General features: G+C 64.4%; 13 protein-coding genes. 4 read left to right on the top strand and 9 right to left on the bottom strand.

The features are described from left to right. Nucleotides 1-49: 49 nt before the first annotated feature. On the bottom strand, nt 50-754 hold the full coding sequence (locus tag C8C93_RS01040) for a GntR family transcriptional regulator (RefSeq protein ID WP_121505618.1): 705 nt from the start codon (nt 752-754) through the stop codon (nt 50-52). Then, the gene (locus C8C93_RS01045; protein ID WP_121505619.1) at nt 751-2,079 is read right to left on the bottom strand and encodes a C4-dicarboxylate transporter DctA; all 1,329 of its coding nucleotides are present in this window, start codon (nt 2,077-2,079) and stop codon (nt 751-753) included. Before C8C93_RS01045 ends, C8C93_RS01040 begins: the two co-directional genes overlap by 4 nt. 220 nt (nt 2,080-2,299) lie before the next feature. On the opposite strand from C8C93_RS01045, the gene C8C93_RS01050 reads away from it, so the two are divergent. Continuing rightward, nucleotides 2,300-3,640: a glycerate kinase gene (locus C8C93_RS01050; protein WP_121505620.1), complete on the top strand. Its 1,341-nt coding sequence runs from the start codon at nt 2,300-2,302 to the stop codon at nt 3,638-3,640. A gap of 60 nt (nt 3,641-3,700) precedes the next feature. Here C8C93_RS01050 and C8C93_RS01055 read toward each other — a convergent pair whose 3' ends face one another. The 4 genes from C8C93_RS01055 to C8C93_RS01070 form a co-directional block, all read right to left on the bottom strand. Beyond that, on the bottom strand, nt 3,701-4,945 hold the full coding sequence (locus C8C93_RS01055; protein WP_121505621.1) for an ArgE/DapE family deacylase: 1,245 nt from the start codon (nt 4,943-4,945) through the stop codon (nt 3,701-3,703). Continuing rightward, nucleotides 4,942-6,720, bottom strand: coding sequence for a 2-oxo-4-hydroxy-4-carboxy-5-ureidoimidazoline decarboxylase (uraD, locus tag C8C93_RS01060; protein WP_121505622.1), 1,779 nt, complete (start codon nt 6,718-6,720; stop codon nt 4,942-4,944). Before uraD ends, C8C93_RS01055 begins: the two co-directional genes overlap by 4 nt. Nucleotides 6,721-6,797: 77 nt before the next feature. Next, complete coding sequence (gene puuE, locus C8C93_RS01065) at nt 6,798-7,748, bottom strand: allantoinase PuuE (protein ID WP_121505623.1); 951 nt, start codon at nt 7,746-7,748, stop codon at nt 6,798-6,800. Between the two features lie 24 nt (nt 7,749-7,772). Then, a complete protein-coding gene (locus tag C8C93_RS01070; RefSeq protein WP_055394876.1) occupies nt 7,773-8,450 on the bottom strand; it encodes a GntR family transcriptional regulator in 678 nt (225 codons plus the stop codon). A 108-nt stretch (nt 8,451-8,558) separates the two neighbouring features. Between C8C93_RS01070 and uraH the strand changes: the two genes are divergently transcribed. After that, nucleotides 8,559-8,909 carry a hydroxyisourate hydrolase gene (gene uraH / locus C8C93_RS01075; protein ID WP_055394878.1) on the top strand — a complete coding sequence of 117 codons (351 nt, stop codon included), beginning with the start codon at nt 8,559-8,561 and terminating at the stop codon, nt 8,907-8,909. A gap of 169 nt (nt 8,910-9,078) precedes the next feature. Here uraH and C8C93_RS01080 read toward each other — a convergent pair whose 3' ends face one another. Continuing rightward, entirely contained in the window at nt 9,079-9,621 is a 543-nt protein-coding gene (locus C8C93_RS01080) for an energy transducer TonB (RefSeq protein WP_121505624.1), read from the bottom strand. Nucleotides 9,622-9,688: 67 nt separating this feature from the next. On the opposite strand from C8C93_RS01080, the gene xdhC reads away from it, so the two are divergent. Continuing rightward, nucleotides 9,689-10,519 carry a xanthine dehydrogenase accessory protein XdhC gene (xdhC, locus tag C8C93_RS01085; protein ID WP_121505625.1) on the top strand — a complete coding sequence of 277 codons (831 nt, stop codon included), beginning with the start codon at nt 9,689-9,691 and terminating at the stop codon, nt 10,517-10,519. Between the two features lie 481 nt (nt 10,520-11,000). Continuing rightward, on the top strand, nt 11,001-12,242 hold the full coding sequence (locus C8C93_RS01095; RefSeq protein ID WP_121505626.1) for a urate hydroxylase PuuD: 1,242 nt from the start codon (nt 11,001-11,003) through the stop codon (nt 12,240-12,242). Nucleotides 12,243-12,356: 114 nt separating this feature from the next. On the opposite strand, the gene C8C93_RS24885 is transcribed toward C8C93_RS01095, so the two are convergent. Both C8C93_RS24885 and C8C93_RS01105 read right to left on the bottom strand, forming a co-directional pair. Continuing rightward, nucleotides 12,357-12,845 carry a hypothetical protein gene (locus C8C93_RS24885; protein ID WP_147433714.1) on the bottom strand — a complete coding sequence of 163 codons (489 nt, stop codon included), beginning with the start codon at nt 12,843-12,845 and terminating at the stop codon, nt 12,357-12,359. A 528-nt stretch (nt 12,846-13,373) separates the two neighbouring features. Further along, on the bottom strand, nt 13,374-13,910 hold the full coding sequence (locus tag C8C93_RS01105; protein ID WP_121505628.1) for a hypothetical protein: 537 nt from the start codon (nt 13,908-13,910) through the stop codon (nt 13,374-13,376). Between the last annotated feature and the right edge of the window lie 352 nt (nt 13,911-14,262).

Consider the following 14,262-nt stretch of genomic DNA (forward strand, 5'->3'; position numbering starts at 1 on the left):
TGGATGCAGGCGATGGGAAGGTCTGTGGCCGTGGCGCGACCGGCTTGGGCTAGCTCAGGGCTGTCGATGCCGCCTTGGTGCGTTGGCTGGTCAGCGGTGCGAGGGATTCACGCAGCCGGTCCCGCACCAGCGGCTGGCCGGGGTTGAGGGCGCCTTCCACGTGCCCGATGTGGGCCAGCATGCGTTCGCGGGCCAGCGTGGTGTTGCCTGCTTCCAGCGCTTCGACGATGGAGGCGTGTTCGGCGCACGACTGGCTGGCCGCGTGCTGCGACTGGTACAGCGAGGCCGCCAAAGTGGTGCGCGCCGTGAGGTCGCGCAGGATGTCGCTCAGGCTGCGGTGTCCCATCGCCTCGGCCAGGCAGACGTGGAAGTCTGCGAGCAGAAAAGCGCGTGTGGCGGCATCTGCACCTTCGATGGCCTGCTGTTCTTCGGCGATGTGCGCCCGCAGGCGGCGGGTCACGCTCTGCAGCGGGCGGCCCGCATCGGCCAGGATGCCCGACTCGATGATGCGCCGGGCCGAGAACGCATCGCGTGCGTCTTCCACCGTAGGCTCCACCACATACCAGCCCCGGCGTGGCCGCACTTCGACAAAACCACGGGCCTGCAGCTGCATGAGCGCCTCGCGCACCAGGGTACGGCTCACACCGAAGAGGTCGGCCAGTTCCTGCTCGCCCAGGCGCTCGCCGGGTGAGAGCTTTTGCGCAAGGATGGATTCCACCACCTGCTGGGCGATCTGGGTCTGGTTGATGCTCATGCGGCCGATTGTGGCGCTACCGGGGGCGCCATCTCTGGCCAGACCTCGGGGGCCAGCGGCGGCGTGCTGCGGCCGTCCAGCACGGCATGTGCGCGCTCGCGGTCGATGTCGCCCTCCCAGGCCGCGATGGCCACGGTTGCCACGCAGTTGCCAATCAGGTTGCCCAGGGCGCGGGCAATGCCCATGAACCAGTCCACCGACAGCACCAGCACCAGCCCGATGGCGGGGATGGCCGGGATTGCGTGCAGCGTGGCGGCCAGCACCACAATGGCCGAGCCCGGCACACCGTGAGCGCCCTTGGACGTGACCAGCGAGATCGCCAGGATGGTCAGCAGGTCGGCCATCGAGATGGGCGTGTTCGTGGCCTGGGCGATGAACACGGCCGCCAGCGTGATGTAGATCGAGAACGCGTCCAGGTTGAACGAGTAGCCCGTGGGGATCACCAGGCCCACGGTCGAGTCGCGGATGCCCATGTGCTTGAGCTTGGCCATGATCTGGGGCAACACGCTGTCGGACGACGTGGTGGCAAACACCACGGCCAGCTCCTCGCGCAGGTAGCGCAGCAGCTTGAACAGGCTGAAGCCCGAAAACCGCATGATCAGGCCCAGCACCACCACCACGAAGATGGCCACTGCCGCATAGAACAGCACCACCAGCATGCCCAGCTGCTTGAGCGAGCCAATGCCGTACTTGCCCACCGTGAACGCAATCGCGCCCAGCACACCGAGCGGCGCCAGCTTGATGATCAGGCCCATGGTCTTGAACAGCACATGCGACAGGTCTTCGATGAGGCTGGTGACGCGCGCGCCGCGCTCGCCCATCAGCGCCAGCGCGCAGCCAAACACAATGGAGAACAGCAGCACCTGCAGCACATCGCCATTGGCGAAGGCGCTCACGGCGGTGGTGGGGATGAGCTTGAGCAAAAAGTCGCTGAAGCCGCCACCCGTGAGCTTGCTGGCGTTGTCTGCATAGGCGCCCATCGCCTTGGGGTCGAGCGCCTTCGGGTCCACATTCATGCCCACACCGGGTTCAAACCAGAACGCGAGCGCCAGGCCCAGCACCAGCGCGATGGTGGTGACCACCTCGAAGTAGATCAGCGACTTGATGCCCACGCGGCCCACACGCTTCAGGTCGCCCGTGCCCGCGATGCCGTGAACCACCACACAAAAGACGATGAGCGGGATCAGCATCTTGATGAGCTTGATGAAACCATCGCCCAGCGGCTTGAGCTGCACGGCCGTGTCGGGCCAGAGCAGCCCGATGGCCACGCCAGCAATCAAGGCCAGGACCACCCGGCCAAACAAGGAGTTGAGGAAGCGGAGCATGTAAACCCTTTGGATAGGAAGGCGATACTGTTGGTCAATCTTGCATACAAGAACTGTAGACAACAGTTGCAGGCCAGAACATGGGGTTATCCCGCGCTGCGCGTGGTAACCGCGTCGCCACCGCGTCATGCCGCCGGGGGCTGGGTTGAAGTAGTTTTGACTTCTGCGCACGGTCATGCCCTGGCCGTGCCCGCACAATCGCTCGCGGAGACGACCATTCATGACCACCCCCCCCACCGTGCCAAACCCCATTCGCCAGAGCGGCGAATTCCTCGAATATCTCTACGGTGTTGCCGTGCGCCGCGCGCTGCCGCTGCACAACACCGCAGCCTTTTTGCCCCCGCCGCCCAGCCGCGAAAGCGGAGGCCGCACGCTGGTGCTGGGCGCGGGCAAGGCGGGCGGCGCCATGGCGCAGGCCGTCGAAGCACTGTGGCCTGCGGATGCACCCTTGTCGGGGCTGGTGGTCACGCGCTACCACCACACACCGCCCCGGCCGCAAGACCTGGCGCAGCGCATCGAAGTGGTCGAAGCCGCCCACCCCGTGCCCGATGCGGCGGGCCTGGCTGCTGCGCAGCGCATCCTGGCGCTGACGCAGGGTCTGACTGAAAACGACCTCGTGCTGTGCCTCATCTCGGGCGGTGGCTCCGCCCTGCTCACGCTCCCGGGCGACGGCCTCACGCTGGAGGACAAGCAGCGCATCAACAAGGCGCTGCTCGAAAGCGGCGCTGCCATCGACGAAATGAACTGTGTGCGCAAGCACCTCTCGCGCATCAAGGGCGGGCGGCTGGCGGCGGCCTGCGCACCTGCGCGGGTGGTCACGCTCACCATCAGCGATGTGCCGGGGGACGACCCTTCGGTCATTGCCAGCGGCCCCACGGTGCCTGACGCCACCACCTGCGCTGATGCGCTGGCGATCCTGGACCGCTACCGCATCGAGGTGCCCACTGCAGTGCGCTCAGCCCTCGAAGCGGGCACGCCGGAAACCCCGAAGCCCGGCGACGCCCTGTTTGCCCACCATGTGGTGCACATGACCGCCACGCCCCAGCAGTCGCTGGAAGCTGCGGCCGAGGCCGCGCGGGCGGCGGGTGTGCAGGCGCACATCTTGTCGGACGAAATCGAAGGCGAATCGCGCGAGGTGGGCAAGGTGCACGCCGCACTGGCGCGGGCCGTGGCGCGGCGTGGTCAGCCCTTCACAAGGCCGTGCGTGATCCTGTCGGGCGGCGAGACGACCGTGACGGTACGCCCACAGCCGCCAGGCACACCCCGGGGGCGGGGTGGCCGCGCGGGCGAGTTCTGTATGGGCCTGGCGCAGGCGCTGCAGGGGCAGCCGGGTGTGTGGGCGCTGGCTGCAGACACCGACGGCATCGACGGCGTGGAGGACAACGCGGGTGCCCGCGTGGCGCCCGACACGCTGGCGCGGGCCGAGGCGGCGGGCCTGCGCATCGCAGCCCACCTGGACCGCAACGACGCCTATGGCTTCTTTGAGCCCCTGGGGGATCTGGTGGTGACGGGGCCTACCCACACCAATGTGAATGATTTCCGTGTGCTATTGATTTTGTAGCTGCCAGCGCTTGATGGATAAGCGCTAGAGGCTAATTTCACCCCGGTTCTGCCTGACAGTTCACGCCAGGAGATCGCACAGCGCCCGCGCAATCACCTTGGTTGCACGGCGCAGGTCTTCCAGCTGCAGTCGCTCGTCGGCGCGCTTGGCGTGGGATTCGAGCACCGTACGTGGCCCGGCCCCGTAGATCACGCCGGGGATGCCGCGCTCCACATACAGGCGCACGTCGGTGTACAGCGGCGTGCCCACGGCGGGCACGGGCTCGCCCAGCACGGCCTGGGCGTGTTTCTGGATCGCCTCGACCAGCGGTGCATTGCCCGCCAGCGGGGTCATGGCGTTGGCCAGCAGCAGGCGCTTGATCTCCACGCTGATGCCAGCGCGTTCGCCCGCAGCCTCCTCAATGATGCGGCGGATGGCGGCTTCGACTTCCACCGGGTTCTCTTCAGGGATCATGCGGCGGTCGAGCTTGAACATCACCTTGCCGGGCACCACATTGGTGTTGGTGCCGCCTTCGATGCGGCCCACGTTCAGGTAGGGGTGCTTGATGCCCGTGACGTTGGACGTGACCTTCTTGTATTCGTCGTTCTGCGCGTACAGCGCGTTCAGGATGTGCACCGCGCCCTGCAGCGCGTCCACGCCGGTGTGCGGCACGGCGGCGTGGGCCATCTTGCCGTGTACGGTCACTTCCATTTGCAGGCAGCCGTTGTGGGCGGTGACCACTTCGTAGCTGAAGCCTGCGGCAATCATCAGATCGGGCTTCGTCAGCCCCTTTTGAAGCAGCCATCCGGGGCCCAGCTCGCCGCCAAATTCTTCGTCGTAGGTGAAGTGCAGCTCGACCGCGCCTTTCGTGGGCTTGGCCACGGCTTCCAGGGCGCGCACGGCAAAGGTGAACGATGCAAAGTCGCTCTTGCTCACGGCAGTGGCGCGGCCATACATGGCGCCATCCACGATCTCGGCGCCATAGGGGTCGTGCGTCCAGCCTTCGCCGGGGGGCACCACGTCGCCGTGGGCGTTCAGGGCAATGGTCTTGCCGCCGTCGCCCTGCGCACCGTACTTGCGGCGCACGATGAGGTTGGTGATGGACTCCATGCCGTAGGCCAGCACAGCGGAAGCGGGCACCGCGTGTTTTTCGGCCTCGTAGCCAAAGTCCTTCAGCAGCTCGGCCGTGCGTTCGGCGTGGGGTGCGTTGTTTCCGGGCGGTGTGTCGGTGGGCACACGCACCAGTGCCTGCAGAAAGCGCACTTCCTCGTCGAAGTGCTGGTCGATCCAGGCGTCCAGCGCGGCGTAGTTGTTATTCGTTGTCATGGTTGTGGTTCCTCGGCAAGTTGGCGCAGCACCTGGGTGAAGGCGTCCACGGCCAGCTGCATGTCGTTGTTGGTGGTGGATTCGAGCGGGTTGTGGCTGATGCCGGAGTTCTGGCCGCGCACAAAGAGCATGGCCTGGGGCATGATTTCGTGCAGCTTCATCGCGTCGTGCCCCGCGCCGCTGGGCATGCGGAACACGGGCACGCCCAGAGTGTCCACGGCGCGCTCCCACTGGTGCTGCCAGGCGGGCGCACTGGGCGCGGCGGCGGCGCGCATGGATTCTTCCAGGGTGTAGCGCAGGCCACGCCTGGCCGCGATGTGGGCGAGCTGCTCTTTCACATCGCTCACCAGCGCATCGCGCTGGGCATCGGTGGGGGCGCGCAGATCCAGTGAAAACAGGCAACGCCCCGGCACCACGTTGATGGAGCCAGCGGGCACCTGCAGCTGGCCGATGGTGCCCACCGAGTCGCCATCTTGCGCGGCGCGCTGCTCCACATACAGCGCCAGCTCGGCCACGGCCACGGCCGCGTCGCGGCGGCGGTCCATGGGGGTGGTGCCCGCGTGGCTGGCGGTGCCGATCATCTCGCACAGAAAACGCACACTGCCGTTGATGGAGGTGACCACGCCCAGGGGCAGGTCCAGCTCGTTGAGCACGGGGCCTTGCTCGATGTGGACTTCGATAAAGCCCAGGTACTGCGCCGGGTCGCGCTGCAGCTTGGGGATGTCATCAATGCACAAGCCTGCATGCTGCATGGCCGCGCGCATGGTCACACCATCCACGTCCTTCTGGTCGAGCCATGCGGGGTTGAAGTCGCCGATGAGAGCGCCCGAGCCCAGGAAGGTGGCCTTGTAGCGCTGGCCCTCCTCTTCTGCAAAGCCCACCACCTCGATGCCGAAGGGCAGGCGCTGGCCGGTGCGGTGTAGCTCGCGCACGCAGGCCATGGGCACGAAGATGCCCAGGCGGCCGTCGTATTTGCCGCCGTTGCGCACGGTGTCGTAGTGGCTGCCGGTCATGAGGTAGCGTGCGCCTGGGGCCGCCGGGTGGTAGCGGCCCACCACGTTGCCCACGGCGTCGATCTCCACCTCGTCAAAGCCGCAGTCGCGCATCCAGTGGCTGATGCGCTGTGCGCAGGCGCGGTGTGCGTCGGTGAGGTAGGTGACGGTGAGCTGGCCTTTTTCGGCAAAGCCGGGGTCGGAGTGCTCGGCCAGTTTTTCCTGCCAGTCCCACACGTCGTTGCCCAGCACGGGCTCGGCCGCGAACTTGTCGTTCAGGCGAATCTCGGCAATGCGGTGGATGTTGCGCAGGGCCTCGACCAGCTCGAACTCGGGGTGGTTGTCCAGGCGCCGCGCAAAGGTGTCGATGATCTCCCGCTTGGGCAGGCCCGTGCCGCGCGGCCCGCGCACGGCCAGGATGAACGGGAAGCCGAAGCGCTCGTTGTAGGCCGCGTTGAGCTGCTGGATGCGCTCGAACTCCTCGGGCGTGCATTGGGTCAGGCCCGCCGTGCTTTGCTCGTTGGTGGATTCGGCCGTGAGGTTTTTCGCCACCATGGCTTTGCCCGCCAACTCGGGGTGGGCGCGGATCAGGCCCAGCTGGGCGTCCAGCTCGGCAGTGCGCACCACCTGCGCCAGCGCGTGCTTCAGGTGCGCCAGCGTTCGGAAGGGCCGCTGCGCCAGGGCCTGCTCGGCAATCCAGGGCGAGTGTTCGTACATCCCGTCCAGCAGCGCCAAGGCCTCGGCGGGGCTGGCGGCGTTGAGTTGTTCCAGGGTCAGTGGCATGGTGGGTGCTTCAAAAAAGTGAGCTGCTCGCGCTTATCGGATAAGCGCTGGAGGCCAATTTGGTTCATCAATGTGGCTCACGCGGTTGGCGCGGGATGATGCTGCGCCCAGTGGCGCGCAATGTCGATGCGCCGCGCCACCCATACCTTGTCATGCTGTGCGATGTGGTCCAGAAAACGTTGCAGCGCCGTGATGCGGCCGGGGCGGCCCAACAGGCGGCAATGCATGCCGATGCTCATCATCTTGGGGGCGTTGTCACCGTCGGGGTTACCCTCGGCATACAGTGCGTCGAAGGTGTCCTTCATGTACTGAAAGAACGGGTCGGCGTGCGAGTAACCCTGTGGCAGGGCAAAGCGCATGTCGTTGCAGTCCAGCGTGTAGGGCACGATGAGCTGCGGTGCCGTGCTGCCATCGGTTTTGCGCACCTTCATCCAGAAGGGCAGGTCATCGCCGTAGTAGTCGCTGTCGTATTCAAAGCCGCCAAAGTCGGCCACCAGGCGGCGGGTGTTGGGGCTGTCGCGGCCGGTGTACCAGCCCAGGGGTCTCTCACCCGTCATGCGCTGGATGATGTCCATGGCCTCTTGCATGTGGGCGCGTTCCACCTCTTCAGGGATGTGCTGGTAGTGAATCCACTTGAGGCCGTGGCAGGCGATCTCGTGGCCCAGCTCCACAAAGGCGGCTGTGAGCTCGGGGTGGCGCTGCAGAGCAGTGGACACGCCAAACACCGTGAGCGGCAGATTGCGTTTTTCAAACTCGCGCAGGATGCGCCACACGCCGGCGCGCGAGCCGTATTCGTAGATGCCCTCCATGCTCATGTGCCGCTCGGGGTAGCTGGCGGGGTTGAACATTTCGGAGAGGAACTGCTCGCTGCCTGCATCGCCATGCAGCACGGCGTTTTCGCCGCCTTCCTCGTAGTTCAGCACAAACTGCACGGCAATGCGCGCACCGCCCGGCCACTGCGCGTGGGGCGGGGTCTTGCCGTAGCCGATGAGGTCGCGGGGGTAGGCTTGGGTGGAGTCGTAGATCATGGGAATGCGGAAAACGTCGGAAGGTCAGGCAGTGATGGGGGCCAGGGCGGCGGCCAGGTCGCTGGCCGGGCGCTTGCGGTCAAAGGTCAGGCTGGCTTCGACATGTTCGAGGTGGCTTTGCATCAGGGCGACGGCGCGTTCTTCGTCGCGCGCGGCCAGGGCTGTCACGATGTCGGCGTGCTCCTCGTGCGAGTGTTCTGCGGCGCTGGCCGACTGGTACATCAGCGTGATGAGCGCGCAGCGCGAGATCAGGTCGCCCAGCATCTGCGCCAGCACCTCGTTGCCCATCAGCTCGGCCATGCGCACATGGAAGTCGCCCAGCAACTCGGTGCGGCTGCTGGCGTCGGCGGTGTCCATGGCGGCCTTCTCGCTGGCCACATGGGTGCGCAGCGCCTTGATCTTGGCGGGGGTTACGCTCTGCACGAATGCGCGGGTCATCTCGGTCTCCAGCATGCGGCGCACGGCGAACACCTGGCGGGCTTCTTCGACCGAGGGGGTGGACACGAACGCACCGCGCGCAGGCTCCAGCGTGACGAGGCGGTTTTGCGCAAGCTGAAACAGCGCCTGGCGCACCAGCGTGCGCGACACGCCAAAGTGGTCGGCCAGCTTCTGCTCGGCCAGTTTGGTGCCCGGCTGCAGGCGGTGCTCTACGATGGCGCGGGTCAGAGCGTCAACAATGGCGCTGGTGGATGAGGATTCCATGGCGGCATGATACGGTGGATGGCGAAAAGTGTATACACTTTTGGTCTACACACTGCGGTCCGGCAATCCTCGCCGATTGGCCGTGGCCCCCACTTCAGGAGATTCCCTATGGGATTGAGCACCCACGTTCTGGACACCATGAACGGCTGCCCCGCCGCTGGCATGGAGGTGGCCCTGTACTCCACCGACGGCGACAACGCCACCCTCATCAAGCGCCTGGTGCTGAACCACGATGGCCGCACCGATGCCCCACTGTTTGACAACGCCAGCCTGCGCACCGGCACCTACCGGCTGCGGTTTGATGTGGCGGGGTACTTCAAGGCCCGGGGTGTGGAGTTGCCCGAACCCAATTTTCTGAACCAGGTGAGCCTGGACTTCGGCATTGCGCACGCCGACCAGCACTACCACGTGCCCTTGCTGGTGAGCCCGTGGAGCTATTCGACCTACCGTGGGTCGTGAGAGGTACTGCTGCGGTGCGTGGCATCGCGTGGCCGTCTTTACGGGCGCTGCCCGGACCAGGGATGCTAAGCAAGGGCCGCCCCGCGGCGAGGGCATCGTCCCCTTTCCCGAAGTCGCGGAGCGATTTCGAGAGAAGGGGGAAGCGGCGTAGCCGCTCAGGGGGATGTACCTAATGCTGCCCTTCGGTGAGCGTATCGAGCTGGAAATGCCCGCTTTTGTCCCACAACCAGGTGTCGGTGTAAGTGACCTTGCCCATGCGCGTGGGCGCAGGGAAGGGGGCTGCGGCGCGCACGGTGCGTTCGATTTCGGCCACCACCTCGGGGGCGTGTTTGGGAGCACGCATCCAGCGCAGGCGCGTGACCTTGCCGGCGCGGTCGATATCCACCTCCAGCACGCCGATGGCATACAGCATGGGCGGCAGCTTGCCCTTGTACACACGCTGTGCGTTCAGTCCATAGAGGTGGGTGGCGGCGTCTTCGCGGTAGGCGCGTGCCGTGCTGGCGGCAGACGCGCGGGCCGAGCCTGCGGCAGCGGGCACAGGCCCCTTGACGCTGGCGGTGTCCGGGCTGGGCATGGTGCTGTCCTGCGCCGGGGCTGGTGGCTCTGGGGCCGACTTACAGGCCGCCACCAGCGATGCAACGGCGGCCATGAGTCCGGCAAGCAGCCAGTGGCTGCGGTGGCTGGAGGAGCGCTCGGTGGGGGTGGGCGGCATGATGGCTTTTGTGAACTGAACGATGCCCCGTGGGGCGGGCGACCCTTGGTGGCGTGAAGGATCTGGATTGACTGATGTACTTTTGTTGCTGGACGGCCTTGCAGCCGCCCCCGCCTGTCTGGTAAGGGTGGAGTCTACCGAAGGCTCGGCCCCGCGTGAACCCGGCGCGTGGATGGCCGTGTTCGCAGACCGTATCGTGGGCACCATCGGCGGCGGCCATCTGGAGCTGCAGGCGATTGCCGAAGCGCGCCGCCGCCTGGGCGGTGTGCCCGGCCCGGCCCCGGGGCAGCCACCCATACGTTTTGCACTGGGCCCAGCGCTGGGGCAATGCTGCGGGGGCGTGGTGTACCTGGGTTTTGAGGTGCTGACCGCTGCCGACCTGGCCCCCGCTGCGGGTCTGCGCGCGCGCTTGTCGCCGCACCAGCACCCCGTGGCGCTGTTCGGTGGCGGCCATGTGGGCCACGCGCTGGCGCGGGTGCTGGCGCCGCTGCCGTTTGCGCTGACCTGGATCGACAGCCGCGACGGCATCTTCCCTTGCCCCACGCCCGAGGGCGTGGTCTGCGAACACTCCGAGCCCGTGCAACTGGCTGTGCCCCGCCTGGCGCCGGGCAGCCGCGTGCTGATCATGAGCTTCAGCCATGCCGAAGACCTGGACGTGGTGGCCGGCTGCCTGCGCCGCCAGCGTGAACAGGGCGACCTGCCTTTCATCGGCCTCATCGGCAGCAAGACCAAGTGGGCGACGTTTCGCAATCGCCTGCATGGGCGCGGCTTTGCACAGGACGAACTGGCCCAGGTCACCTGCCCCATTGGTATCCCCGGCATTGAGGGCAAGGAGCCCGAAGTGATCGCCGTGGCGGTGGCTGCGCAGCTGCTGCAGACGCTGAAGGGGGCGGGCTGAGGGTAATTCCGGGCCTCCATGCCTCGGATTGGGGCTGGAGTCGGGAACAATTCCTGCATACACTTTTCAACGGATTTGTTGACGGTTTACGGGTCGCAGCGGTGCCCCGGCGGGTTTGCCCGCCAAGGTGCGCGACCAAAATTTCTGCTCAGAGCGCCCGCAGTGGTGAGCAGGTTGTAAGAACGTGTTTGTGGTCTCTCAGGGGCCGCGCAGCGGTCTTTGCGGGATGGAATGCTAGGCGCGGTGCGCAGTGGATAGCTCGGCTATCCGCAAGCGCCGCAACGCCGCAGACCGCCCGCAAAGACCACTGCCCGAAGGGTTGGAACGAAATCGGGCGATTGGACGCCCCGGCTGCTTGCATGGGCATGAGCCCATGCGGCGCATCCGGAGCATCCACTCATCCCGATTGCGCTCCAACGCGGTCCCCTGCGAGATCACAAACACGTTCAATGTGGCGCGCACGCGCCACCAAGGTTGAGATATGGAAAGCTACTTTCTCGACTGGGCCAACCTGCTGTTGCGCTGGGTCCACGTCATCACCGCCATCGCCTGGATTGGCTCGTCGTTCTACTTCGTCTTCCTCGACAGCAGCCTCACGCCGCCCGAAGACGAAGACCTCAAAAAACAGGGCGTCAGCGGCGAACTCTGGGCCGTGCACGGCGGCGGGTTCTACCACCCGGTCAAGTTCGCCGTGTCGCCGCCCAAGCTGCCCGGCCACCTCCACTGGTTCTTCTGGGAAAGCTACAGCACCTGGATCAGCGGCTTTGCGCTGTTCACGGTGTCGTACCTCTACAGCGCCAGCACCTACCTCATCGACAAATCCCGCATGGACTGGGCACCCGCCACGGCCATCGTAGTGGCGCTCGCGTTCTTCGTGGTGTTCTGGCTGCTGTACGACGCCATCTGCCGCATCTTCGGCCAGCGCAAGAACGGTGATGCCATCGTCGGCGCGCTGGTGTTTGTGCTGGTGTGCGTTGCCTCGTGGCTGGCCTGCCACTGGTTTGCAGGCCGTGCAGCCTTCTTGCTGGTGGGCGCCATGATCGCCACGGCCATGAGCGCCAACGTGTTCTTCTGGATCATCCCTGGCCAGCGCACGGTGATTGCGCAGATCAAGGCGGGCGAACCGGTGGACCCGATCCACGGCAAACGCGGCAAGCAGCGCAGCGTGCACAACACCTACTTCACGCTGCCCGTGCTGTTTGCCATGCTGAGCAACCACTACAGCTTTACCTGGAGCCACCCGCAAAACTGGCTGGTGCTGATCCTGATGATGTTTGCGGGCGCCGCCATCCGCCAGTTCTTTGTGATGCGCCACGGCTACAAGCTGCGCCGCAACGGCAACCCGCTGCCGTATGCGCTGGTGGGCGTGGCCGTCATCGTGGGCGCCATCGTGTGGATGCGCCCCGCGCCCATGGCTGCTGTCAGTGGTGCTCCTGTTTCAGGAGCTGGTAGCGCAGGTGGAATAAGCGCTGGCGGCCAAAATGGCTATAAATCAGTGCAAGCCGTGCTGGAGCAGCGCTGCTACCTGTGCCACGGCGAGGCGGTGCAGATGAAGAACCTGCGGCTCGATTCACCCGACAGCGTCAAGCAGCACGCCCAGGCCATCTACCAGCAGGTGGTGGTGCAAAAGCTCATGCCCATGAACAACGCCACGCAGATCACCGACGCGGAGCGGGCGCTGATTGGGCGCTGGTTCGAGGCGGGGGCGCCGACGGGGCCTTGAGGTTTCTGGGGTGGGGTGGCAGGGTTTGGTCAGGAGCTGCCGTGACGGCAAATTGGTGCGGAAGCTCAACGTTGGCGCTCAGCGGGCGGCAAAGCCGTCCGCTGCAGCAAAAGCTTAAGGCGCATTGCGACGTGACCAGCCACAACCGCAAGCCCCGCAAGCGCACAAGATCCAACCGCACTGGCTGCATTCAACATCAATGGAGTTGTCCAACTCAGTTTTGCACGAATAGCAATGCGTCGCGCGAGATAGATTCGCCAGTCGACGCGCGCGAAGCTGCTGTTCCGGTAAGCCCCGTTTGCGTAAAAAATTTCTATGCGCGACACCTACTGGAGCTTTGATTGGTAGACCGGCAGTTGCCTTGAACTGGTTATATCGATTGGTAATCACAACGAATTCGGCATCCGTGACCTCACCCGCAAGCGCCGATCGAAACTCTGCACGATCAAACTCTTCGAGGACATCGGACTCGAGAAGGTATGCACGAAGACGTCCGTCAGCAACACCGTCCTGGTTTGACTCGTCAAGAAGCACCAACCCGAGCTTTGAATGGCGAGCAAGCCAAAACAGCCAGCCATTGGTGAACACCTTGCGAGTGCGCATTCGATGAGCCTTAACGTTCGAGCTAAGCGGGAGAAAGCGGCGTGGTGCTTGAGCGAGGGGTTAGGCCTCACCAGGCAGCGACGCGAAGCTCACTTCATCGTATCCACTGCCTCCTGTAAGCATGAGGCGGCGACGGCTGGCAACGAGTCCTAGGGTGGTGGGCACCTCACTACCTCCTGCAATGCTGTTCGCACAGGTTCGTAGACCATTGTCCGTGAGGCAGAGCAACTCGACGCGACCAACCTTTCTGCTTGAACGTAACCACTCCTTGTCGTTCAGCCAGTAACCGACTGCCCGGGGGCTCATCAGCTTGTTCAGGACGTCTCGTCTCATCTCAGCATCTGTCAGGCGATCTACATTGCCTTGTGCCAGATGAAATGCCGCAATGGTTCGAGCGCGTCCTTCTTCCGTGAGCGGATTCTCGTATTGGCGTGGAGCAAAGAATGTTGGCATAGCCGCGAAGAAAATATATGAGGCCTAACGTTTGACTTAAGCGGACCGCCGTAGGCGGGTCCGCTTGAAGGAAGGTTAGGCGACGCTTGCATCGACATAGCCAATCACCTCGTCCATGAGCTCCAGTGTCTTCGCTCTCGAAAGAAAGCCTGTCGCTTGAAGCGGTCCGTTCTGCATTGTCGTGTCGATAGTTAGGCCAGACCAAGTGACTGGCAGTTGCTTCAGGTCGTGCGCGTTGAAGCGCAATGTCATGTCGTGAGAAATGCAGTTCCGGACCATTCTCAAGAACTGATACCAAGGGGCTGCCTTGAGAATTGCCTCTTGGCTTGTGGTCTTGCCATAGGCGAGAATAATCTCGAACATCTCCTTAAGGCAATTCCGTAGAACAGAATTCCGCATCTCGCCCGTAGCATGTTTGAGACTATTGCCCGTTTCGAAGACATACCGGATATATTCCAACGACGAGATCTCTGGGTGGGGTCGAAGCGTGTTGATCGTGCTCTCGAAGCGTTCTAGCGCGTCCGGTTGTGCGATGAGTGCAATGCCTACCTGACTCAGTGCGTAGTTGTTCTCGATGGTTTGAAGCTGACCTCGGAGATGCGTCTTCGTCATTTTGCGTCGCCTAACGTGATTTATCCCGCAAACCTTGCGAAATAAGCTGGACTGTGCGGGATATTCTGGACACGGATTCCTCCTGAAAGCGGCTTTCAGCCTGGGATTGCGACAGATGTGCTGTGAAAATATTCAGGTATAAAAAATTCCACGAAACTCGGTACCCCTCCGCTCAGCAAACTATAGCCTCCGAAATCGCCAGGCAGGGTTACCGAGGCTAGATTGGAGTCGCAAACATAACAATGGCTGGAATTGGGAGGGGAGCGCACACAGGCGCGCCTGCGCCCATGCGGACTGACTGCAGCGGGGGATCACCCAACCCCCTGGCTTACGGAACTTAAGCTGCGTGCGC

This window comes from Acidovorax sp. 93, assembly GCF_003633835.1.
Classification (GTDB): domain Bacteria; phylum Pseudomonadota; class Gammaproteobacteria; order Burkholderiales; family Burkholderiaceae_C; genus Acidovorax; species Acidovorax facilis.

What these genes read in the sequence shown, in the direction of transcription:
- C8C93_RS01040 (WP_121505618.1), bottom strand. Translation starts at nt 754, where the DNA reads ATGAGCATCAACCAGACCCAGATCGCCCAGCAGGTGGTGGAATCCATC.
- C8C93_RS01045 (WP_121505619.1), bottom strand. Translation starts at nt 2,079, where the DNA reads ATGCTCCGCTTCCTCAACTCCTTGTTTGGCCGGGTGGTCCTGGCCTTG.
- C8C93_RS01050 (WP_121505620.1), top strand. Translation starts at nt 2,300, where the DNA reads ATGACCACCCCCCCCACCGTGCCAAACCCCATTCGCCAGAGCGGCGAA.
- C8C93_RS01055 (WP_121505621.1), bottom strand. Translation starts at nt 4,945, where the DNA reads ATGACAACGAATAACAACTACGCCGCGCTGGACGCCTGGATCGACCAG.
- uraD (WP_121505622.1), bottom strand. Translation starts at nt 6,720, where the DNA reads ATGCCACTGACCCTGGAACAACTCAACGCCGCCAGCCCCGCCGAGGCC.
- puuE (WP_121505623.1), bottom strand. Translation starts at nt 7,748, where the DNA reads ATGATCTACGACTCCACCCAAGCCTACCCCCGCGACCTCATCGGCTAC.
- C8C93_RS01070 (WP_055394876.1), bottom strand. Translation starts at nt 8,450, where the DNA reads ATGGAATCCTCATCCACCAGCGCCATTGTTGACGCTCTGACCCGCGCC.
- uraH (WP_055394878.1), top strand. Translation starts at nt 8,559, where the DNA reads ATGGGATTGAGCACCCACGTTCTGGACACCATGAACGGCTGCCCCGCC.
- C8C93_RS01080 (WP_121505624.1), bottom strand. Translation starts at nt 9,621, where the DNA reads ATGCCGCCCACCCCCACCGAGCGCTCCTCCAGCCACCGCAGCCACTGG.
- C8C93_RS01095 (WP_121505626.1), top strand. Translation starts at nt 11,001, where the DNA reads ATGGAAAGCTACTTTCTCGACTGGGCCAACCTGCTGTTGCGCTGGGTC.
- C8C93_RS24885 (WP_147433714.1), bottom strand. Translation starts at nt 12,845, where the DNA reads ATGCGCACTCGCAAGGTGTTCACCAATGGCTGGCTGTTTTGGCTTGCT.
- C8C93_RS01105 (WP_121505628.1), bottom strand. Translation starts at nt 13,910, where the DNA reads ATGACGAAGACGCATCTCCGAGGTCAGCTTCAAACCATCGAGAACAAC.